Source organism: Trinickia mobilis (assembly GCF_017315705.1).
GTDB classification, from domain to species: domain Bacteria; phylum Pseudomonadota; class Gammaproteobacteria; order Burkholderiales; family Burkholderiaceae; genus Trinickia_A; species Trinickia_A mobilis.
On record NZ_JAFLRF010000014.1, the window covers coordinates 40,789 to 62,494 of the forward strand.

General features: G+C 65.6%; 16 protein-coding genes. 10 read left to right on the forward strand and 6 right to left on the reverse strand.

Annotated features, from left to right (window positions below; translation table 11 throughout):
- Nucleotides 1-58 precede the first annotated feature (58 nt).
- The gene (locus J3489_RS20145) at nt 59-1,714 is read left to right on the forward strand and encodes a pseudouridine synthase (RefSeq protein WP_207000966.1); all 1,656 of its coding nucleotides are present in this window, start codon (nt 59-61) and stop codon (nt 1,712-1,714) included.
- A 108-nt stretch (nt 1,715-1,822) separates the two neighbouring features.
- Here J3489_RS20145 and def read toward each other — a convergent pair whose 3' ends face one another.
- Together def and ligA are read right to left on the reverse strand one after the other, a co-directional pair.
- A complete protein-coding gene (gene def / locus J3489_RS20150) occupies nt 1,823-2,356 on the reverse strand; it encodes a peptide deformylase (protein WP_207000968.1) in 534 nt (177 codons plus the stop codon).
- Complete coding sequence (gene ligA / locus J3489_RS20155) at nt 2,353-4,401, reverse strand: NAD-dependent DNA ligase LigA (protein WP_207000970.1); 2,049 nt, start codon at nt 4,399-4,401, stop codon at nt 2,353-2,355. The genes def and ligA overlap by 4 nt, the downstream gene beginning before the upstream one ends.
- Nucleotides 4,402-4,655: 254 nt before the next feature.
- On the opposite strand from ligA, the gene J3489_RS20160 reads away from it, so the two are divergent.
- Nucleotides 4,656-5,492: an alpha/beta fold hydrolase gene (locus tag J3489_RS20160; protein WP_207000972.1), complete on the forward strand. Its 837-nt coding sequence runs from the start codon at nt 4,656-4,658 to the stop codon at nt 5,490-5,492.
- 111 nt (nt 5,493-5,603) lie between these two features.
- Here J3489_RS20160 and J3489_RS20165 read toward each other — a convergent pair whose 3' ends face one another.
- The 3 genes from J3489_RS20165 to J3489_RS20175 all read right to left on the reverse strand — a co-directional run bounded on the left by J3489_RS20165 (nt 5,604) and on the right by J3489_RS20175 (nt 11,572).
- Nucleotides 5,604-6,836, reverse strand: coding sequence for a cell division protein ZipA C-terminal FtsZ-binding domain-containing protein (locus tag J3489_RS20165; protein WP_207000974.1), 1,233 nt, complete (start codon nt 6,834-6,836; stop codon nt 5,604-5,606).
- 93 nt (nt 6,837-6,929) lie between these two features.
- Nucleotides 6,930-10,448 (reverse strand): chromosome segregation protein SMC, encoded by a 3,519-nt coding sequence (smc, locus tag J3489_RS20170; protein WP_207000976.1) that lies wholly within the window; start codon nt 10,446-10,448, stop codon nt 6,930-6,932.
- Nucleotides 10,449-10,606: 158 nt separating this feature from the next.
- Nucleotides 10,607-11,572: a DMT family transporter gene (locus J3489_RS20175; protein ID WP_207000977.1), complete on the reverse strand. Its 966-nt coding sequence runs from the start codon at nt 11,570-11,572 to the stop codon at nt 10,607-10,609.
- Between the two features lie 342 nt (nt 11,573-11,914).
- Here J3489_RS20175 and dapC point away from each other — a divergent pair, with 342 nt between their 5' ends.
- The 7 genes from dapC (at nt 11,915) to cls (ending at nt 19,059) form a co-directional block, all read left to right on the forward strand.
- Nucleotides 11,915-13,132: a succinyldiaminopimelate transaminase gene (dapC, locus tag J3489_RS20180; protein WP_207000979.1), complete on the forward strand. Its 1,218-nt coding sequence runs from the start codon at nt 11,915-11,917 to the stop codon at nt 13,130-13,132.
- A gap of 118 nt (nt 13,133-13,250) precedes the next feature.
- Nucleotides 13,251-14,078 carry a 2,3,4,5-tetrahydropyridine-2,6-dicarboxylate N-succinyltransferase gene (gene dapD, locus J3489_RS20185; protein WP_207000982.1) on the forward strand — a complete coding sequence of 276 codons (828 nt, stop codon included), beginning with the start codon at nt 13,251-13,253 and terminating at the stop codon, nt 14,076-14,078.
- Nucleotides 14,079-14,155: 77 nt separating this feature from the next.
- Nucleotides 14,156-14,521 (forward strand): ArsC family reductase, encoded by a 366-nt coding sequence (locus J3489_RS20190; protein WP_242540157.1) that lies wholly within the window; start codon nt 14,156-14,158, stop codon nt 14,519-14,521.
- A gap of 188 nt (nt 14,522-14,709) precedes the next feature.
- Nucleotides 14,710-15,858 (forward strand): succinyl-diaminopimelate desuccinylase, encoded by a 1,149-nt coding sequence (gene dapE, locus J3489_RS20195; protein ID WP_207000986.1) that lies wholly within the window; start codon nt 14,710-14,712, stop codon nt 15,856-15,858.
- 18 nt (nt 15,859-15,876) lie between these two features.
- Nucleotides 15,877-16,761 (forward strand): 50S ribosomal protein L3 N(5)-glutamine methyltransferase, encoded by an 885-nt coding sequence (prmB, locus tag J3489_RS20200; protein ID WP_207000988.1) that lies wholly within the window; start codon nt 15,877-15,879, stop codon nt 16,759-16,761.
- A gap of 20 nt (nt 16,762-16,781) precedes the next feature.
- The gene (locus J3489_RS20205; RefSeq protein ID WP_207001146.1) at nt 16,782-17,432 is read left to right on the forward strand and encodes a lysoplasmalogenase; all 651 of its coding nucleotides are present in this window, start codon (nt 16,782-16,784) and stop codon (nt 17,430-17,432) included.
- 187 nt (nt 17,433-17,619) lie between these two features.
- On the forward strand, nt 17,620-19,059 hold the full coding sequence (gene cls / locus J3489_RS20210; protein WP_207001148.1) for a cardiolipin synthase: 1,440 nt from the start codon (nt 17,620-17,622) through the stop codon (nt 19,057-19,059).
- A gap of 83 nt (nt 19,060-19,142) precedes the next feature.
- Here the strand turns inward: cls and J3489_RS20215 are convergent, their stop codons facing one another.
- On the reverse strand, nt 19,143-19,622 hold the full coding sequence (locus J3489_RS20215; RefSeq protein ID WP_207000990.1) for a glutathione peroxidase: 480 nt from the start codon (nt 19,620-19,622) through the stop codon (nt 19,143-19,145).
- Nucleotides 19,623-19,746: 124 nt separating this feature from the next.
- On the opposite strand from J3489_RS20215, the gene J3489_RS20220 reads away from it, so the two are divergent.
- A complete protein-coding gene (locus J3489_RS20220; RefSeq protein WP_207000992.1) occupies nt 19,747-21,696 on the forward strand; it encodes an ATP-binding cassette domain-containing protein in 1,950 nt (649 codons plus the stop codon).
- The last annotated feature ends 10 nt before the right edge of the window (nt 21,697-21,706 follow it).

The window sequence follows — 21,706 nt, forward strand, 5'->3', positions numbered from 1 at the left end:
CCTATCCCGCAGCAATCGGGAAAACGCGAAGCGGTCCGGTGTTTTGTTGAGAGAGTTTATGCGCGTCAAATTGACAGCCAAGCACCCGCGACCGGCAGCGCCGGATCGCGCCCCCGTCCGTTCCGGCAGCGCGTCGGCACGCAAGCCCGCGCGGCCGGCTCGTCCGGCCGCGGCCAATACCGAGCGGCCTGCCGGGCCGGCGCGCGCGCCCGCTTCGGGGGCAACGAGCGGCGGCGGCCGCACAGGCGGCAAGGCTCGCCCGTCGCAGATGCCCGCTAAGCGAGCTGCGTCCGCGGGAGCCTCGAAGAAAGACAGTGGCGCGGCGCGTCCCAGCAAGCCCGCACGCGCTGGCGCGGAAACCGGCAAGCGGCCCTACGCAGAACGCCCGGCACGTCGCGATGCCGCGCCCGCGGACGCCAAACGGCCGGCCGGAGCGCGCGCCGAATGGCGGCGCGACGGCGATACGCGCAGCGATCGAGCGCCCGCCAAGCGCCCGGCGCGAGCCGGCGGCGAACACGGCTACGCGGCGAGCGAGCGCCCTGCTGGAGCGCGCCGCGATGCGTCCGAACGGACCCGCGGCGGTTACGGCGAAGGCCGCCCGTCGGATAAATCCCGCCAAGGCGCAGCGAGCCGCCCGGCGGGCGGTTCCGCGCGCGGCGGCCTCAAGGTCGGGAGCCCGATCAAGCGCTCCTTCGGCGAGCGCGACGATCGGGCATCCGAGGCTTCGGCCAAGCGCTCTCCCGGCGAGCGGAACGCGCGCCGCGACGGCGCGCCGCGCGAGCGCGCAAGCCGCGCCGATTCGGACGGCCCGAGCGCTCGCCAATTCGCCAAGCGCCCGGCGCGAAGGGACGACGCCGGCCGCAAGCCTGCCTCCGGTGCGCGCGCTCATACGCCCGCCGCCGGCCCCGGACACACCGCCGCAAGCCGCACCGAGACGGAATCCCATGCCGACGAAGCCGGCATGATGCGCTTGTCGAAGCGAATGTCCGAACTCGGCCTCTGTTCGCGCCGGGAAGCGGACGAATGGATCGAGAAGGGCTGGGTGTTCGTGGACGGCGAGCGGATCGATACGCTTGGGGCCAAGGTCCATGCAGGGCAGCACATCGAGATCGTCGCGAACGCACGCGCGGCCCAGGCCAAGCAGGTGACGATCCTGCTGCACAAGCCGGTGGGCTACGTCTCCGGTCAAGCCGAAGACGGCTACCAGCCGGCCATCACACTGATCACCCCCGCCAACCATTGGGACGGCGACCGCTCGAACATTCAGTTTTCCACGAGCCATCTGCGCCAGCTTGCGCCGGCGGGGCGTCTCGACATCGATTCGACCGGCCTTCTGGTGCTGACACAGGACGGCCGCGTCGCGAAGAATCTGATCGGCATCCACTCGCCGATCGAAAAGGAGTATCTGGTGCGCGTGGCCTACGGCGAGCGCACGACGGACCTCGACCAGCATTTCCCGGCGGAGCGGGTTGCGAAGCTCCGGCACGGCCTGTCGCTCGACAACGTCCCGCTGAGGCCGGCCAAGGTCAGTTGGCAAAACGGCGAACAGTTGCGATTCGTCCTGCGCGAAGGCAAGAAGCGCCAGATCCGCCGCATGTGCGAACTGGTCGGCCTGCAGGTGGTCGGCTTGAAGCGCATCCGGATGGGCCGTATTCCGCTCGGCTCGCTGCCGCAGGGACAATGGCGCTATCTGATGCCGGATGAGGCGTTCTGATCTTCGTCCCGCGTGCGGCCTGGGCGCGCCCTTGTGCGCGCCGGAAAAAGAAACGCCCGCGTCGAATCGATGCGGGCGTTTCTTTTATTGCTCGAGGGGTGGCGTTCGTCAGTCGTCGTTATTGGGTTCGAGGTCGGGGAACAGGACTTCTGTGAAGCCGAACTTCGAGAAGTCGGTGATCCGCATCGGATACAGCTTGCCGATCAAGTGGTCGCACTCGTGTTGGACGACGCGCGCGTGAAACCCTTCCGCGACGCGATCGATCGGATCGCCGTACTGATCGAAGCCATGGTACCGAATCATCGAAAAGCGGTTGACCATGCCCCGCATGCCCGGCACCGACAGACAGCCTTCCCACCCCTCCTCCATGTCCTTCGAAACCGGCGTAATGGTTGGATTGATGAGCACCGTTTCGGGCACCGGCGGCGCGTCGGGATAGCGTTCGTTGTGCGCGAAGCCGAAGATCACAACCTGCAGATCGACACCGATCTGCGGTGCGGCGAGACCCGCGCCATTCGCGTCGTGCATCGTCTCGAACATGTCCTTGATGAGCGCATGCAGCTCGAGGGTATCGAAATGGTCGACGGGTTGAGCGATTTGCAAAAGGCGCGGATCGCCCATTTTGAGAATTTCGCGAATCATTGGATGTGGCCCTCCAGAAGCTTGCGCATGCCATCTTCGTCGAGCACGGGGATGCCGAGTTCCTCGGCCTTCGCGAGCTTGCTGCCAGCTTCCGCGCCCGCGACCACGTAGTCGGTCTTCTTCGAAACGGAGCCGGCGACTTTCGCCCCCGCCGCCTCCAGCATTTCCTTGGCTTCCTCGCGCGCGAGCGATGGCAACGTGCCCGTCAGCACGATCGTCTTGCCCGCGAGCACGCCTTGCGGCGCCTTCGGCGCGGGCGGCCCTTCGGGCCAGGTCACCTTGCCGGGTGCGCGCAACTGCTCGATGACCGTGCGGTTGTGCTCTTCCGCGAAGAACTGATGGATCGCTTCAGCGACGATCGGGCCGACGTCGTTGACCTCGAGGAGCTGCTCGACGGACGCGTCCATGATTGGATCGAGCGAACCGAAATATTTGGCGAGGTCTTTAGCCGTCGATTCGCCGACGTGCCGGATACCGAGCGCGTAGATAAAGCGCGCGAGCGTCGTGCTCTTGGCCTTTTCGAGCGAATCGAGCAGGTTTTGCGCCGATTTGTCTGCAAAACGGTCGAGCGCCGCGAGCGTCGAGAACCCGAGATTGAACAGGTCGGCAGGTGTGCGTACGAGATTTTGCTCGACGAGCTGGTCGATGATTTTTTCGCCGAGGCCGTCGATATCGAGCGCGCGGCGTTGCGCAAAGTGCCACAGCGCCTGCTTGCGCTGCGCCGGGCAGAACAGGCCGCCCGTGCAGCGCGCGATCGCTTCGTCGGGCAGCCGCTCGATGCGCGAGCCGCACACCGGGCATTCGGTCGGCATCACGAATTCGCGTGCGTCTTCCGGGCGCCGGTCCGGCACGGCGGAAACGACTTCCGGAATCACGTCGCCCGCGCGGCGCACGATCACGGTATCGCCAATTCGAATGTCCTTGCGGCGCACTTCCTCCTCATTGTGCAGCGTCGCGTTCGTCACCGTCGCCCCGCCGACGAAGATCGGCTCGAGGCGCGCCACCGGCGTGATCGCGCCGGTACGGCCGACTTGCACGTCGATCGCGAGGAGCTTCGTCAGCGCTTCTTGCGCCGGGAATTTGTGCGCGAGCGCAAAGCGCGGCGCACGCGAGACGAAGCCGAGCACGTCTTGCTCGTCGCGACGGTTCACCTTGTACACCACGCCGTCGATGTCGTACGGCAGCGCATCGCGCTTTTCGCCGACGCGGCGGAAGAAATCGAGCAATCCCTGCGCGCCTTGCACGACCGCGCGCTCGGCGCAGACCGGCAAGCCCAGTTCGCCGTACCAATCGAGCAATTCGCTGTGCGTCGCCGGCATCTCCATGCCTTCGAGCACCCCGATCCCATACGCGAAGAACGACAGAGGCCGCTGCGCCGTGATCTTCGGATCGAGCTGGCGCAGGCTGCCGGCCGCCGCATTGCGCGGGTTCGCGAACTCGCGCTGCTCCGCCTCCCGCTGCCGCGCGTTCAAGCGTTCGAAATCGCGCTTGAACATCAGCACTTCACCGCGCACTTCGAGCACGCGCGGGATTCGCTCGCCCTTGAGCTTGAGCGGAATCGAGCGGACAGTACGGATGTTTTGCGTGACGTCTTCGCCCGCCGCGCCGTCGCCGCGCGTGGCGGCTTGCCTGAAACGGCCGTCCTCGTAGCGCAGCGAGATCGCCAGGCCATCGAACTTGAGTTCGCACGCGTAGCCGACTGGCGATTTGCCAAGCGTATCGGAGACGCGCTTATCGAACGCGAGGATGTCTTCGTCGGCGAAGCCGTTGTTCAGCGACAGCATCGGCATCGCATGAAGGACGGGCTCGAAGCCGCTCGCGACCTGACCGCCGACGCGCTGCGTCGGCGATTCCGGCGTGATCAGGTCGGGATGCTCCGACTCGATGTGCGCGAGCTCCTTGAAGAGCCGGTCGTATTCCGCGTCGGGCAAATCCGGCTGGTCGAGCACGTAGTACGCGTGGTTCGCGCGTTCGAGCTCGGTCCGCAGCCACGCGGCGCGCTCTGCCGGTTTGCCGGAGGACGGTTCAACGGTCGTTCGTGCCATGCTGTGGCGCAATCTCGGAGAAAAATCAGACCCCAGATTATCTCAGGAAGCGTGCGGCGTGGCATCGGCCGAATGGCCAATAACGCGAGGAGGCGCACACGTGGCCAAGCGTTTGGATATGCCGTTCGGCCAACGTCCGCCTCGCTCGATTGACACGCGCGCGGCGCAATGCGACTGTTGCGGCCACCTCAACCCCTTCACGCCGCGCGGCCCGTTCCCAGGCTGCTGCGCTGCGACCGACTCGGAGGCAATCGATGCGGCGAATTGCTCTGTTCTTGCAAGCAATGCGGCTTCGAGCGATGGCCTGCTTGCTGGCCTGCGCAGCGCTCACGCTGGCTGACGCCGCCTTCGCGGCCGAGCAGGTGGTCTCCGTGCCGGTTGCCAATGGCGCGACGATCTCCTATCTGCTCACGCAGCAGGACGCGAGCGCACCGCAGTGGGTGCTCGTGATGTTTCCCGGCGGCGAAGGCGAACTGCAGTTGTCGCAAAGCGCCGACGGTGCGATCCGTCTCGCCGAACAGGGGAATTTCCTCGTACGCACCCGTACGCTTTTTGCCGTCGACGGGTTCGCCACCGCAATCGTCGACGCGCCGTCCGACCAGCCCGGCGGTTACTCCGACGAGTTCAGAGCTTCGCCGCGCCATGCTCAGGACCTGGAGAGAGTCGCGGCGGATCTGCGTCAGCGGTTCCCTTCCGCCAAGCTCGTGCTGATCGGCACGAGCCGCGGCACGATTTCGTCGGCCTTCGTCGGGCGCGCCCTGCCGGATGTTTGGGATGCCGTCGTGCATACGTCGACATTGAGCAGCCCATCGCGCGGACAAGCATTGCCGCTCGCCGAGTTCGACTATGGGTCGATCCGGCCGCGCCAGTTGTTCGTTCATCACGAGGACGACGGGTGCTTCCTGTGCTCATATCACGCCGCCCAGCAAATCGCGGCGGGACACGACTTCATTACGGCTCGCGGCGGCATGGCACACGGCAACCCATGTAACGCAAAGGGGCACCATGGCTTTTATGGCCAGGACCAAGCGGTCGTAGCGGCAATCAAGGCGTGGATCGTCGGCGGTGCGTGGCCGAAAGAAGTGGATTGAGCACGGCAATGACCCGCTCGGACCCACTGCGCGAGACATTCTCGCACTCAAACGAAAAGCCCGTCTTCAGACGGGCCTCGCTTCCTCGAACGCAATTGCAGCCCGCTCGGCTTACTGGCTGAAAAGGCGCCGCGTAGCTGGCGAGCCGGCCGGAATCCCCGCTTCCTCGAGCTTCGCGTACAAGGTCATGAGCTGCTTTTCAATCGACAGCAGCGCAGCCTCGGGCAACGGACGCCGCTGATCGTCGACAACCCGTGCGCCGATGCGCTCCGACAGCGACTTCGCGTAGTCGCACATGAGCCTGAACGGCAGGATGTCTTCGTCGGCGACCGGAACGTCGAGAATCAGCGTGATCATCTGGCCGCCCTTGTACGTGAGGTCGTCGCGCAGAAAGTTCGTGTCGCCGAACTGCAGCATGAACACCGGGCTTTGCTTCGCATCGAGCTTCACGAAGCGCGTGCCGTCGCGCGACAGCAAGAGGCCGTCCTGCGACGCCACCGCCTGCACGTAATTCGCCGACCACGGTGCGCCATCGGAGAGCACGTTGATCGACAACTGTGCGTCGCATTGGGCCGCGAAGGTGTCGAGCTCACGCGCCATCGATACGGTCTCGAGCATGTCGGGGAATTCGGGCGCGCCGTCGATCGCGTCCGCGAATTGCTGCACGCCTGACACGAACTCGGAAAACTCGAGCTCGTTCAACGGACCGCTGCGATTGGCCAATTGCGCGGCCGCGCGCAACTCCTCGTAACGCACGCCGTTTTGCAGCAGCTCCCAGCCGTTGCCGCCCTCGGGCTTGCCTTCGATATACACCGGCTTACTGCCTGCGCGGCGCAAACGCTGTGCGAGCGGAATGACTTTTTCGCCGGCGAGCGGGCCGCCCAGGCGAATCGGCACGATGCAATCGATACGGCGATCGACGATATGCGGCGGAGCCGCCGAAATTGTCGTCGCAGCGGGCAGGATCGGCTCCTCGCGCTCCTCCGCGATAGCCGGTTCGACCGCCGCCTCTTCCGGGAACCCGTTAGGCGTCGTGGTTTCGGCCTGGATATCGGCCGGCGTATCGAGCGGCGCCACGCCGCCGAAGCTCGGCTCGACGCGCGCGGCACCCGCGCCTTCCGGTGCATCCGAAAGCGACGGCTCGCGGCGTGCGCTCGCCCGCGCAGATTCGATGAACGGCCGCTCTTCTTCGTGATCCTGGCGCGCGAGCGTCTCGGCGGCCTCGGGCGGCATCGGTCTTGGCATCCTGCGGCGCACCTTTGCGCCTTGCCAGGCGTTGTACACGACCACGCCCCCCACCACCACGGCCCCTGCGCCGATCAACCCGAGTGTCAACTCGTCCATGCACGCTCCATCAGCAATTCTTTCTGTGCGACACGCAAGCGTTCGAAACATCGCGCGGCAAAGAGCCGCTGCGACGAGCGCTGCGTACGCGGTTCAAACCGTATTCTGTACAAAGCCTGCGGCCGTTTCCATGTCGACGGCCACGATGCGGGACACACCTTGCTCCTGCATTGTCACACCGATCAACTGCTGCGCCATCTCCATCGCGATCTTGTTGTGGGAAATGAACAGGAACTGTGTTTTGTCCGACATCGCCCGCACAAGGTTCGCGAAACGTTCGGTGTTCGCATCGTCGAGCGGCGCGTCCACTTCGTCGAGCAAGCAGAACGGCGCCGGATTGAGCTGGAACATCGCGAACACGAGCGCCGTCGCGGTCAGCGCCTTTTCCCCGCCCGAGAGCAGGTGAATCGTCGAGTTCTTCTTGCCGGGCGGCTGCGCCATCACTTGCACGCCGGCATCGAGAATCTCGTCGCCGGTCATGATGAGCTTCGCCTGCCCGCCGCCGAAAAGACGCGGGAACAGCTCGCCGAAATGGCGGTTCACTTCGTCGAACGTGCCTTGCAAGAGCGTGCGCGTTTCCTGGTCGATCTTGCGGATCGCGTCCTCTAGCGTTTCGATCGCGCTCGTCAGGTCGGCCGATTGAGCGTCGAGGAAGGTCTTGCGTGCGCTCGCGGCAGCCAGCTCTTCGAGCGCCGCCATGTTCACCGGGCCGAGCGCCGCGACCGCGTTGTTGATGCGCGTGACTTCGCCTTGCAGGTACGACGGCTTCATGTCCGGCGTGAGCTTCGCCTGCAGTTCGGCCTCGTCGACGCCTGCCGCGCTCAGCTGTTCAATGAACTGTTCGCCGTTGATGCGTGCGGCCTGCTCCTTCAACTGCAGCTCGTTGATCCGGTCGCGCAGCGGTTGCAGCGAGCGCTCGGCGCTCAGGCGCATCTCGTCCGCCTGGCGCAGCTTCGCCGTCAGATCGTCGAGTTCGAGGCGGGCTGCGTGCAGCGCTTCTTCCTTTACCGCGCGGATTTCGAGCGCATCCTGCAAACCGGTGTGCGCCGTTTGTTCGTTGATCGTCTCGAGCTCCGCGCGCGCGTCTTCGAGCGAGGCGGCGACGCGCTCGCTCTGCTCGTGCGCGACCTGGATGCTGCGCTTCAATTCGTCGATGCGGTTCGCCATATTGCGAACGGCGAAGCGCGCATCGGTGGCGGCGCGATCGAGATCGCGCGACTGACCTCGCGCGACGGTCAGCGCTTCGTCGAGCGCTTCGAACGCCAGTTGATTGTCTTCGAAACGCGCTTGAAGCTCGGCGAGCCGGCCGTCGTAACGTTCGAAATTCGCTTCCGATTCGGCGCGCTGAGCGCGCTGCTCTTCGATCTGCGCGCCGATTTCTTCGAGCTCGTCGCGAATCTGCGTGCTGCGCTGCGTGTAGCGCTCGTACGCCTGCGTGAGCTTGAGCACGTCCATTTGCAGCGCGTGCACGCGCTGCGTGGCGCGCTCGGCTTCTCCACGCACATCGGCAAGCGCTTGCGACGCCTGCGTATGCGCCGCTTCCGCGCGGATCGCGGCAACCCTCGCTTCGTCGGCGAGCAAGGCCTGGGCGCGCACCTGGCGCGTCAGGTTTTCGATTTCCTGCTGGCGCGCGAGCATGCCGGCCTGCTCGGAATCGGCTGCGTAGAGCTGCACGCCGACGCGCGTCACGAGGTGCCCGGCCTTCACGACGAACGTCGCGCCGTCGGGCAGTTGCGAGCGCATCGCAAGCGCCTGCGCGAGATCGTCGGCGATGAACGCCTGGCCGAGCCATTCGTTCAGCACGGCGCGTATGCCGGCGTCGTCGATGCGCACGAGCGACAGCAACGGTCGCAGCGAAGCGGGCGTCTCGCGCGGCAGCGCGGCTGCCGGAGGCGCGTAGAACGCGAGCTTGGCGGGTGGCGCGTCGCTCGCGAACGCCTTCACCCAATCGAGGTTGGAGACTTCGAGCGCGGCCAGCCGCTCACGCAGCACGGATTCGAGCGCCGTTTCCCAGCCTGCTTCGACGTGCAACTTCTTCCACAGACGCGGCAGCGCGCCCAGCTCATGCTTGTCGAGCCACGGCTGGATCTTGCCTTCGGTCTGCACGTTCTCCTGCAGCTGCTTGAGTGCGGTAAGACGTGCTTCGAGCTGGTGGATCTGCGCGCCTTCGGCCTGCACGCGCTCCTGCGCCGCGCGGCGCTCGGCGTCGAGCCGCGGCAGCGTTTCCTGTGCATCGGCAAGGCGCGCTTGCGAGTCGTTCACGATCTCTTCGTGTTCCGCGAGCTGCATGCGCAGCTCTTCGAGCTGTGCTTCGTCCGGCGCATCCAGCCCGCCCGCTTCCGCCTTCAGGCGTTCGTGGCGCTGCTGCAATTGCTGCAGCTGCTGGTCGGCGTTGCGTTGATGCGCCGCTTCGAGCTTGAGCGATTGCTCGGTTTGGGCGATTCCGGCGCGCTCGTCGTTCAATTGGCTCTGCGCGTCGCGCCAACGCGTTTCGAGCGCCGGCATCGCGTCGTGCTTGGCGGCCGCTTCCTCTTCGGCCAGCGCCGCCTTTTCTTCGGCGATCGCGAGCTGCTCCTCGGCGTCCTCGATGTCGCCGCGGGCCTTCTCGGCCTGCATCTGCCATTGCTCGCGCTGCGCGTTCAGCGCAGCGATCTGCGCCTGCACGCGGTTGCGCGATTCGACGATGAACTTGATCTCGGCTTCGAGACGGCTCACCTCCGAGTTCGCCTCATAGAGCGCGCCTTGCGCGCCCTGCATCGCGTCGCTCGCCGAGTAATGGGCGACCCGCAGCGTCTCGAGCTGCAATTCGACTTCGCGCAGCTTCGCGGTCTGCGCTTCGAGGTCGATCTGCGCCGCGCCGATCGCGCGCTGCTGCTTCTCCTGCTCGCCCGCCGCTTCGTTCTTGCGCAAGAGCCACAAGAGGCGCTGCTTTTCCTCGCCCTCGGCCTGCAAATCCTTGAACTTGGTCGCGACGATCGCCTGCGCTTCGAGCTTCTCGAGATTCGCGCCGAGCTCGCGGACGATGTCTTCGACGCGCGTCAGGTTCTCACGCGTGTCGTGCAGGCGGTTCTCGGTCTCGCGGCGGCGCTCCTTGTACTTCGAGACACCCGCGGCCTCTTCGAGGAACACGCGCAGCTCCTCGGGCTTCGCCTCGATGATCCGCGCGATCATGCCCTGCCCGATGATCGCGTACGCGCGCGGCCCGAGGCCTGTGCCGAGGAAGATGTCCTGGATGTCGCGGCGGCGCGCCGGCAGGTTATTGATGTAGTAGCTCGAGGTGCCGTCGCGCGTCAGCACGCGCTTGACGGCGATTTCCGCATATTGGCCCCACTGGCCCGCGGCGCGCCCGTCGGCGTTGTCGAACACGAGCTCGACGCTCGCGCGGCTGCCCGGTTTGCGTGCGGTCGAGCCGTTGAAGATCACGTCCTGCATCGATTCGCCGCGCAGCTCGGAGGCGCGCGATTCGCCGAGCACCCAGCGCACCGCATCGATGATGTTGGACTTGCCGCAGCCATTGGGACCGACCACGCCGACAAGCTGGCCCGGTACCTGGAAATGCGTGGGATCGACGAAAGACTTGAAGCCAGCGAGTTTGATCGAGGTCAGACGCACGGCGATATCGCTGATTGAAAAGGGAAAAATAAAAACGGATCGCGGCGCTTGACCCGTTGTTGCCGCAAAAAAAGCGAGAACTCAGGACTGGGCCGCGACGCTTAAAACTTGGGGCCGCCTTCGATCGAAATCGAAGCGCAGCCCGCGAGCAGTGGCAATCATACCATCGCGCGTTGCCCATCCTGGCGCTTGGAGTCGTCGCCGGGACCCCGCTCGGAGTCTTGCCCGGCAGCCGGCTTGCCGCGATGAAGCCAGCTCGAGAGCGCCGATGCTAGGACGATGCACCCGCCGCCCGCCCATTCGCGCGCGCCGGGGACTTCGCCCGCGAGCAGCCACGCGGACAGCGCCGTCACCACAATCTCGAACAGCATGATGATCGACGCGCGATTGGCGGCTACCCGGGCAAGTCCGTATTGGACGAGCATGTTGTTCGATGCGAGCGCGAACCCAAGTCCGAGCACGAGGAGCGCGGCGACGCCCAAGTGCGCGCCTGCGGGCGGCGCCGGCATCGCCTCGAACAGCGACGCAACCGAGCTGAAGATCGCCGCGCCGCCGAAGATCGTCGCGGTGCGCATTTCCGGCTTCATGCCGGGCAGCACGCGGCTCGCCTTCAAGATCAACACATTGCTCATCGCGAAGCTCATGCCGGCGGCCAGCCCCGCCCATTCGGCGAGATTGCCCGGCAGCGGCAGACCGAGCTGCGGCGACCACAGCATCAGCATCGCGCCCATCAGCGACAGCGCGGCGAGCGCGGCGCCCGTCCAGGTCAGCCGCTCATGCAAAACGAAATGTGCGAAAAGCGCGGTCCAGGCGGGGGTCAGGTAGAAGAGCAGCAGCACTCGCATCACCTCGCCGTGGATCGTGCCCCAGACGAAGCCGAGATTCGTCACGCCCGCGGCCAGCGCCAGCGCGGGCAGCACCCAATGCCAGCGGATCGTCGCAATCGCCTTGCGCCGCACGATCAGCACGAAACCGCAGGCCGCAGCGCTCGTCAGCGCGCTCGCCGCGGTGCCGGTGACACCGAGCGCCGCCAAGAGGCGCAGCGGATACCAGACGAAGCCCCATACCGAGGCGCCCAGCATGATCGCAAGCGTCGGCCAGCCGTTGCGAATCCGATCGTTCATTCAATCCATTCCTTTGTCCATGGTGCGCGTTCGCGTTTGCGGAGGCGTTCGACGAGCCAAGCGGCGCCTCGCATCCGAACTTGCTCCCGGCAAGGCCCGGACCGCGCCGAAACGCCTTTGGCGGCAAGCGCGAAGCCCGCTCGGCCACGCTATAATCTGCCGTTCATCCGCCAAGCGCCAGGGCGCCGAGCGAAAGCCGCCTGCCCTCCCGATGGCGCCGGCAGCGGCGCAATCCGTCGGCCGCCATCATCGCGCGGGCACGAGCGCACGGCTTGTACGCATGCGTCGTCAATCCGCTCAGTTTTCGCCGACGTTCCTACCCGCGTTTTTTCGCCAAGCCAAGTGAATCCGCTCCTCGACAGCCTCCAGCCCTATCCGTTCGAAAAACTCCGCGCGCTCCTCAAGGACGCGACGCCACCCGCCGACTTGCCGCACATCAGCTTCGGCATCGGCGAGCCGAAGCATCCGACCCCGGCGCTGATCCGCGACGCAGTGGTCGCCTCGTTGAACGGCCTGTCGGCGTATCCGGCGACGATCGGCTCGGAAGCGCTGCGCCAGGCGATCGCGCAATGGGTCACGAAGCGCTACGGGCTGCCGGCGGTCGATCCGGCCACCCAGGTGCTGCCGGTTTCGGGCTCGCGCGAGGCGCTTTTCGCGCTCGCACAGACAGTGATCGACGGCACGCCGAGAAGCGACGGCAAGAGCGCGATCGTACTCTGCCCGAACCCGTTCTATCAAATCTACGAGGGCGCCGCTCTTTTGGCGGGCGCGCAGCCCCACTTCGCGAACAGCGATCCCGCGCGCAATTTCGCGTGCGACTACAGCGCCGTTCCGGAGGACATCTGGGCACGCACGCAACTGCTCTACGTCTGCTCTCCGGGCAACCCGACGGGCGCCGTGCTCACGCTCGACGACTGGCGCGAACTCTTCGCCTTGTCGGACCGCTACGGCTTCGTGATTGCGTCCGACGAATGCTATTCGGAGATCTATTTCGACGAAGCGAACCCGCCGCTAGGCGGGCTCGAGGCCGCGCACAAGCTCGGACGCGGCTTCGAGCGGCTCGTCATGCTGTCGAGCCTGTCGAAGCGCTCGAACGTGCCGGGCATGCGCTCGGGGTTCGTTGCCGGCGACGCCGCGATTCTGAAGCGATTCCTGCTATACCGGACATACCACGGCGCGGCCTTGTCGACCGTCTATCAAGCTGCGAGCATCGCAGCCTGGAACGACGAGGCGCACGTGCGCGAGAACCGCGCGAAGTACGTGCAGAAGTTCGCCACCGTCACGCCGATGCTCGCCGACGTGCTCGACGTGCGGCTGCCCGATGCCGCGTTCTACCTGTGGGCGAATGTCGAGCGCACGGGCCTCACGGACACCGAGTTCGCCCGGCGCCTTTACGCCGACTATAATGTGACGGTTCTGCCCGGCTCCTATCTGGCGCGCACGGCGCACGACATGAACCCGGGCCGCAATTTTGTCCGCGTGGCCCTCGTTGCCGACGTGAACGAGTGCATCGAAGGCGCCAAACGCATCGTCGATTTCTGCCGCGGCGTCGAAAGCTGACCCGAGCCGACGGGCAAGGCGGACGGGCGCCGATCGGCGCCGCCGCCTTTGCGAGACCAGCCAGGCCCGCCGTTTCGCATTCCCTCTTTCCTCAGTCTTCAACCAGAGAACTACGCCTATGTCGCAACAACTTCAGCAGATCATCGACACCGCCTGGGAAAACCGCGCCGAGCTGTCGCCGAAGGCCGCCCCGGCCGAAGTGCGCGATGCCGTCGCGCACGCGATCGAACAGCTCGACAAAGGCATGCTGCGCGTCGCCGAAAAGCAAGACGGCGAGTGGATCGTCAATCAATGGCTGAAGAAGGCCGTGCTGCTGTCGTTCCGCCTGGAAGACAACGCACCGATGGCCGCGGGCGGCTACTCGCAGTTCTACGACAAAGTGCCGTCGAAGTTCGCGAACTACAGCGCCGAAGACTTCGCCGCCGGCGGCTTTCGCGTCGTGCCGCCCGCCATCGCGCGCCGCGGCTCGTTCATCGCCAAGAACGTCGTGCTGATGCCGTCGTACACGAACATCGGCGCCTATGTCGACGAAGGCACGATGGTCGACACGTGGGCCACCGTCGGCTCGTGCGCGCAGATCGGCAAGAACGTGCACCTGTCGGGCGGCGTCGGCATCGGCGGCGTGCTGGAGCCGCTGCAGGCCAACCCCGTCATCATCGAAGACAACTGCTTCATCGGCGCGCGCTCGGAAGTCGTGGAAGGCGTCATCGTCGAAGAGAACTCGGTGATCTCGATGGGCGTCTACCTCGGCCAGAGCACGAAGATCTACGACCGCGAAACCGGTGAAGTCACCTACGGCCGCATTCCGGCGGGCTCGGTCGTCGTGTCGGGCAACCTGCCGTCGAAAGACGGTTCGCACAGCCTCTACTGCGCCGTCATCGTGAAGAAGGTCGATGCAAAGACGCGCGCGAAGGTCGGCTTGAACGAGCTGCTGCGGGGTGATTGATGAGTGCCCCCAAACCTGACGCTTCGCGTCAGGCCCCCCGAGGGGCCCAAGAAAATTTGGGACGGGCCGGCGCTTCCTTGGAGCGTTCGGCGAAGACGATCGTCTACGGCATTCCGAACTGCGACACGGTCAAGAAAGCACGCGTCTGGCTCGAAGAGAACGGCGTGCCGTTCGAGTTCCACGACTTCAAGAAGGCCGGCGTCACAGCTGCGCTCGTAAAAACCTGGCTGAAGGACGTGTCGCTCGACGCGCTCGTGAACCGGCGCGGCACGACGTGGCGCGCGCTGCCCGACGACGTCAAGGCCTCGGCCGAAACGGAAGCCGGCGCGATCGCACTGATGATCGACAAACCCTCGGTCATCAAGCGGCCGGTCGTCGTCGTGAACGGCGGCGTCAAGACGCTCGGTTTCTCCGCCGACCAATATGCGACGCTCTTTGCATAGCGCCGTGGTGTTCGGCCGCGTAGCCTGAGATTAAACCGCCCCCACGCTCACTGCGGTCGCTGCCCCCAGCAGGGGCATGTCAGCGCGTTTGGGGCGGCCCGGCGCGCGCCGACATGCAGTTGCCGGCCCGCGCACCGGCATTTTTTAATCTAATCCGTCGATCTTTCGATCGTCAGTGGTCTGAATCCATGTCCGCCACCCTTGCCCTTACCGAACAGCTGATCGCGCGCGCGTCCGTCACGCCCGACGACCAGCATTGCCAACAATTGATGATCGAGCGGCTCGCAGCGATCGGCTTCGAATGCGAGACGATCGAGTCGCACGGCGTGACGAACCTGTGGGCGGTCAAGCGCGGCACCGGCGCCCCCGACGGCTCGCGCGGCAAGCTGCTGGTCTTTGCCGGCCACACCGACGTCGTGCCGACCGGCCCGCTCGAGCAATGGGCGTCGCAGCCCTTCGTGCCGACCCGCCGAGACGGCAAGCTTTACGGGCGCGGCGCGGCCGACATGAAAACGTCGCTCGCGGGCTTCATCGTCGCGAGCGAAGAGTTCGTCGCCGCGCACCCGCAGCACCGCGGCTCGATCGGTTTTCTGATCACAAGCGACGAAGAAGGCCCCGCCACCGACGGCACCGTCAAGGTCGTCGAAGCGCTCGAGAAGCGTGGCGAAACGCTCGACTACTGCATCGTCGGCGAGCCGACGTCGACTGCGGCGCTCGGCGACGTCGTCAAGAACGGCCGGCGCGGCTCGATGTCGGGCAAGCTCGTCGTCAAGGGCATGCAAGGTCACATCGCGTACCCGCATCTGGCGAAGAACCCCGTGCATCTGCTCGCGCCCGCGCTGGCCGAACTCGTCGCCGAAAAGTGGGACGACGGCAACGCGTACTTCCCGCCGACCACCTGGCAGGTGTCGAACCTGCACAGCGGCACCGGCGCGAGCAACGTGATCCCGGGCCACGCCGATCTGCTGTTCAACTTCCGCTTCTCGACGGCGAGCACGGTGGAAGGGCTGCAAAGCCGCGTGCACGCAATCCTCGACAAGCACGGCCTCGACTACGACCTTACCTGGACCGTCAGCGGCCTGCCGTTCCTGACACCGCGCGGCGAGCTGTCGAACGCGCTCGAACAAGCGATCAAGGACGAAACCGGCGTCGCCGCCGAGCTGTCGACGACAGGCGGCACCTCCGACGGCCGCTTCATCGCGCGCATCTGCAAGCAGGTCGTCGAGTTCGGGCCGCCGAACGGCAGCATTCACAAGATCGACGAGCATATCGACGTTGCGTTCATCGAGCCGCTCAAGAACGTCTACCGGCGCGTGCTCGAACAACTGATCGCCTGATTCCCGCGGAGACCCCTCATGACGACGTCCTTTTCCACCATCCGCGATCTGCTGCGCTACGCGGTGTCGCGCTTCAACGAGGCGCAGCTCGCCTTCGGTCACGGCTCGGCGAACGCGTACGACGAGGCGGCTTACCTGGTGCTGCATACGCTGCACCTGCCGCTCGACACGCTCGATCCGTTTCTCGACGCGCGCCTGCTCGATACCGAGATCGACGCCGTGCTCAAGGTGATCGAGCGCCGCACGGCCGAGCGCATTCCGGCCGCCTACATCACGCAGGAAGCGTGGATGCACGGCTGCCGCTTTCACGTCGACGAACGCGTGATCGTGCCGCGCTCGTTCATCGGTGAACTGCTCGACGACGGCCTGCAGCCGTATGTGGCCGATCCGGACGAGGTCGGCGCCGTGCTCGAACTGTGCACCGGCTCGGGGTGCCTCGCGATTCTCGCCGCGCGTGCGTTTCTGAACGCCGACGTCGATGCGGTCGACCTGTCGCCTCAGGCGCTCGAAGTCGCGCAGATCAACGTCAGCGACTACGGGCTCGACCATCGCGTCGCGCTCTTCGAAGGCGACCTGTTCGCCCCGCTGCCCGAGCGGCGCTACGACGTGATCATCACGAATCCGCCCTACGTCAACGCCGAATCGATGCGCGCGCTGCCGGCCGAATACAAGCACGAGCCCGAAATGGCGCTGGCAGGCGGCGAAGACGGCATGGACGTCGTGCGCCGCATTCTCAAGGAAGCGCGCAACTGGCTGACCGACGACGGTGTGCTCGTCGTCGAGATCGGCAACGAGCGCGCCAATGTCGAGGCGGCGTTCGGCGGGCTCGATCTCGTCTGGCTCTCGACGAGCGGCGGGGACGACAGCGTGTTCCTGGTCCAGGCCGCCGACCTGCCGTCGTGAAGCCAGGCACCGATTGGCCAATGCTCGCCGGCATGCCTTCGGAAGTGCGCCGGCTGTGGGGTGTCGCGGCCGGCGCGGCGTTGGCCTACGGAATATCGCTGCGCGACGCGCCTTATCCCGATCAGGCCATCGCCAAAGTGCTGATGTGCGGCTTCCTGGCGCTCGCGGCCCTGCATCACGCGCGCCCCCGCGAACGCGTCTGGCTGTGCGCCGCGCTTGCCGCATCCGGTGCCGGTGATGCGCTGCTCGCGATGCAAGACCTGCCCGCCTCGTTTATCGGCGGCCTGGGCGCTTTCCTTGTGGCGCATCTCTCTTATTGCGCGTTGCTCGCACCGCTCTGCGGCAGGCCGGCCGGATGGCGCCGCCTCGCGCTGCCGCTCATGTGGGCGGCCGCGGCGGTCATGTACGCCGTATTTTTCCCGCAATTGCGCGAACTGGCCGCGCCGGTAGGCGCCTACACGCTCGTGCTGTGCCTGATGGCGAGCTTGGCGCTCGCCGCACAACTGCCGAGCGCGGCCACCGCGCTCGGCGGCCTCGTGTTCGTCACATCCGACGCGATGATCGGCATCGACCGCTTCCTCGAACCATTCAGCGGTAGCGTGTACGCGATCTGGTTCGCGTATGCGGTGGCGCAATTGCTGATCACGGCGGGCGTTCTTTCGCGCCATTGAGGCCTTGAAAGCCTCGCGCGAAAGCGCGAGCCCGGCTACGGCGCGCGCTGAAGACTCCGCAGCCCCGCTGCGCGACTAGCCTCACTGCGACCGTGCCCTTATTCCTCCGGCTTCGGTAAGATGCATAGGGATCGTGCGTTCACGGTCCTACTGGCCACTTTCAGGAATCCGCAATCTCTCGCGCCTCATGCAATTCGACTGGCTACATCTCGGCAGTCTCATCGTCATCGCTCACGTGCTCGGCGTGATCGCGGCATGCCACGCCATCCTCAACACCCGCACGTCGCAGGGGGCGATTGCCTGGGCGGTGTCGCTAACGGCGATGCCCTACTTCACGCTGATTCCTTACCTCTTCCTCGGACGAAGCAAGTTCTCGGGCTACGTCGACGCGCGCCGGCTCGAAAACGAATTGCTGCGCACGCGCGCGCACCCGCCTGTGTGGGACACGAGCACAGCCTCCAGCGGGCGGGCCACCGAGGAGTTCGGCGAAGCGGTCGTCCGGTCGCTGACGAAGCTCGGCGGCATGCCGTTCCTGCCCGGCAACTCGGTGCGTACGCTCGTGAACGGCGATGCGACGTTCGCCGCGATTCTCGATGCGATCGAAAGCGCGAAGCACTACGTGCTGGTTCAGTTCTTCGTCGTGCGCGACGACGAGCTCGGCCAAATGCTCAAGGAGCTGCTGCTCGCAAAGGCCGCGCAAGGCGTGCGTATCCATTTTCTCTACGACAGCATCGGCAGTTTCGATCTGCCGCACAGCTATGTCTCGGCGCTGCTCGCAGGCGGCGTGGACATCCATCCGTTCGCGACGAACCGCCGTTTCGTCAACCGCTTCCAGCTCAATTTCCGCAACCACCGCAAGATCGTCGTCGTCGACGGCTTGCGCGCATTCGTCGGCGGGCACAACGTGGGCGTCGAATATCTGGGCGGCATTCCGCGCCTGTCGCCGTGGCGCGATACCCACATCGAGATGCGCGGGCCGATCGTGCAGAGTGTCCAGTTCGTGTTCATCGAAGACTGGCACTGGGCGACCCAGCAACTGCCGCACTTCGACCCGCCGCCGGCCGAACCGCCGGCCGACGACATGCACTGCCTCGTGATGGCGACCGGCCCCGCCGACAAGCAGGAAACCGGCTCGCTCTTCTTCGTCGAAGCGATCAATGCGGCGCGCGAGCGCGTCTGGATCACGACGCCCTATCTCGTACCCGATGAAGCCGTGTTCTCGGCATTGACACTGGCCGTCATGCGCGGCGTCGACGTGCGGATCCTGATTCCGAGCCGGCGCGATCACTACGTGGTGTTCGAGGCGTCGAAGCTGTATGCGTACGACCTGGTGCGCGCCGGGGTGAGAATCTTCCGCTATCGCCCGGGCTTCCTGCACCAGAAAGTGGTGCTGATCGACAGCGTTGCCGCGGCTATCGGCAGCGCGAACCTCGATAACCGCTCGTTCCGCCTGAACTTCGAGATCATGGTGCTGACGATCGACCGCGCGTTTGCCGACGAAGTCGAAAAGATGCTGGCACGCGACTTAACCGTTGCCTTCGAGGTGGACCAAAGCGAATACCGGAAAGCGCCGGCGTTGCGTCGCGTCACCATGCACGTGGCCCGGCTCTTTTCGCCGATTCTCTAGCGCCCAATAGCGCCAAAAGATCACGCGCCGCGAGGCATGCACCGCGCCACATGGCCGCCGTCGCAGCCACGCACGAGAACGCGTTATAGCAGCGCCTCGATATCCTTCTCGATCGCCTCCGGCTTCGTCCTGGGCGCGTAGCGCTTCACGACGCCGCCTTTGCGGTCGACGAGAAACTTCGTGAAATTCCACTTGATGGCCTCGAGGCCGAGAAACCCGGGCGCCTTGCCGGTCAGATAGCGATAGAGCGGGTGCGCGTTCGGCCCTTTCACGTCGATCTTGTCGAACATCGGAAACGTCACGCCGAAGTTCTTCTCGCAGAAGCTGCCGATTTGCGCCGCGTCGCCCGGCTCCTGCTTGCCGAACTGATTGCACGGAAAGCCGAGCACTTCGAAGCCGCGCGCCGCGTACTGCTGATGCAGCTTCTGGAGCCCCTCGTACTGCGGGGTGAAGCCGCATTCGCTCGCCGTGTTGACGATCAAGAGCACCTTGTCGCGATAGCGGCCGAGCCCGATCGTCTCGCCGCCGAGCGTGCGCGCGGTGAACTGGTAGATCTCCCCCATACGCCCCCCCTCGGAAAAACAGCAGTCTATGCGAAAAGGCGGTGACTGGGACTCTTCCGAACGGCCAATGCCCGATAAAGGCGCCACGGTCTAAAATAGCGCTTTTTGCAAGGCCGCTTCTGCCGTGATCCGTTTCAATCAGTTCAGCCTCGCGCGCGGTACCAAGGCGCTTTTCGACGCGACCTCGCTTGCGCTCAACCCGGGCGAGAAGGCCGGCCTGGTCGGCGCGAACGGCGCCGGCAAGTCGACGCTCTTCGCCGTGCTGCGCGGCGAGCTCCACGCGGACGCAGGCGATTTTTCGATGCCGCCGTCGTGGCAGATCGCGCATGTCGCGCAAGAAACGCCTGCGGTCGATAAAACCGCGCTCGACTACACGCTCGACGGCGATGCCGCGTTGCGCGCGATCGAGGCGCGCATCGCTTCGGCCTCGGCGGCCCATGACGGCGCGGCCGAGGCCGAAGCGCACGCCGCGTTCGCCGATGCCGACGGCTATACCGCGCCCGCGCGCGCCGAAGCGCTGCTGCTCGGTCTCGGTTTCACGCTCGAACAAACGCGCGAGAGCGTCGCGAGCTTTTCCGGCGGCTGGCGGATGCGCCTGAATCTCGCACAGGCGTTGATGTGCCGGTCCGACTTGCTGCTGCTCGACGAGCCGACCAACCACCTCGATCTCGACGCGATCGTCTGGCTCGAAGACTGGCTGCACCGCTATCCCGGCACGCTCGTCGTGATCTCGCACGATCGCGAATTCCTCGATTCGGTGTGCAACGTCACGCTGCATCTCGAGAACCGCCAAGTGAAGCGCTACGGCGGCAACTACTCCCAGTTCGAAGTCCTGCGCGCCCAGCAGCTCGCGCTGCAGCAAAGCGCGTACGAAAAGCAGCAGAAGACGATCGAGCATCTGCATAGCTTCATCAACCGCTTCAAGGCGAAGGCCACCAAGGCCCGACAGGCCCAAAGCCGGATGAAAGCGCTCGAAAAGATGGAGCTGATCGCGCCGGCGCACATCGCATCGCCGTTCACGTTCGAATTCCGCACGCCCGACGCCGCGCCGAACCCGATGATGGTGATGGAAGACGTGCGCTGCGGTTACCGCACGGAAGATGGCACGGGCGAGATTCCGATTGTCGGCGGCGTTACGCTGTCGATCCAGAACGGGCAGCGCATCGGCCTTCTCGGCGCGAACGGCCAAGGCAAGTCGACGCTCATCAAAACGCTCGCGGGCACGCTCGCGCCGCTTTCCGGGCACACGCGCGAAGGCCGCGGCTTGCGTATCGGCTACTTTGCTCAGCACCAGCTCGAAACGCTGCGCCCCGACGACTCTGCGCTTGAGCACCTCGGGCGCCTCGCGCCCGATACGCGCGAGCAGGAACTGCGCGACTTCCTCGGCGGCTTCAACTTCTCTGGCGACATGGCGACCGCGGCGATCGCGCCGTTCTCCGGTGGCGAAAAGGCGCGCCTCGCGCTCGCGCTGATCATCTGGCAGAAACCGAATCTGCTGCTGCTCGACGAACCGACCAACCACCTCGACCTGGAAACGCGCCACGCGCTGACGATGGCGCTCGCGCAATTCGAGGGCACGCTGATCCTCGTGTCGCACGACCGCCACTTGCTGCGCGCCACCACCGATCAGTTCATGCTGGTCGCGAAGCACCGCCTGCAGCCGTTCGACGGCGATCTCGACGACTACCGCGACTGGCTGTTGCAGCACGCCGCCGAGCAGCGCGCGGCCGCCAAGGCTGCGACGAGCGCGGAGGCGTCGAACGGCAGCGGCAGCGCCGACTCCGCCGCAAATCGCAAGGAACAGCGCCGCCAGGAAGCCGAGACGCGCCAGAAGCTCTCGCAACTGAAAAAACCGCTGCAATCGCGAATCGCGAAGATCGAAAAGGAAATGGACGCGCTGAATGCGGAAAAAGCTACACTCGATGCCTTCGTCGCCGATACCGCGAGCTACGAGCCCGCGATGAAGGCCAAGCTGACCGATGCGATCAGACGTCAGGCGGATGTGACCGCGCGCCTCGAAACGCTCGAAGCGGAATGGCTCGACGCGCACGAGGAACTCGAACAAATCGGCTAGACGGGCCTCG

Bases quoted from the DNA above. Each gene is read 5' to 3' on its own strand.
- J3489_RS20160 (WP_207000972.1), top strand. From the start codon at position 4,656: ATGCGGCGAATTGCTCTGTTCTTGCAAGCAATGCGGCTTCGAGCGATG.
- dapE (WP_207000986.1), top strand. From the start codon at position 14,710: ATGTCCGCCACCCTTGCCCTTACCGAACAGCTGATCGCGCGCGCGTCC.
- dapD (WP_207000982.1), top strand. From the start codon at position 13,251: ATGTCGCAACAACTTCAGCAGATCATCGACACCGCCTGGGAAAACCGC.
- J3489_RS20205 (WP_207001146.1), top strand. From the start codon at position 16,782: ATGCTCGCCGGCATGCCTTCGGAAGTGCGCCGGCTGTGGGGTGTCGCG.
- J3489_RS20145 (WP_207000966.1), top strand. From the start codon at position 59: ATGCGCGTCAAATTGACAGCCAAGCACCCGCGACCGGCAGCGCCGGAT.
- cls (WP_207001148.1), top strand. From the start codon at position 17,620: ATGCAATTCGACTGGCTACATCTCGGCAGTCTCATCGTCATCGCTCAC.
- J3489_RS20165 (WP_207000974.1), bottom strand. From the start codon at position 6,836: ATGGACGAGTTGACACTCGGGTTGATCGGCGCAGGGGCCGTGGTGGTG.
- J3489_RS20215 (WP_207000990.1), bottom strand. From the start codon at position 19,622: ATGGGGGAGATCTACCAGTTCACCGCGCGCACGCTCGGCGGCGAGACG.
- prmB (WP_207000988.1), top strand. From the start codon at position 15,877: ATGACGACGTCCTTTTCCACCATCCGCGATCTGCTGCGCTACGCGGTG.
- ligA (WP_207000970.1), bottom strand. From the start codon at position 4,401: ATGGCACGAACGACCGTTGAACCGTCCTCCGGCAAACCGGCAGAGCGC.
- def (WP_207000968.1), bottom strand. From the start codon at position 2,356: ATGATTCGCGAAATTCTCAAAATGGGCGATCCGCGCCTTTTGCAAATC.
- J3489_RS20175 (WP_207000977.1), bottom strand. From the start codon at position 11,572: ATGAACGATCGGATTCGCAACGGCTGGCCGACGCTTGCGATCATGCTG.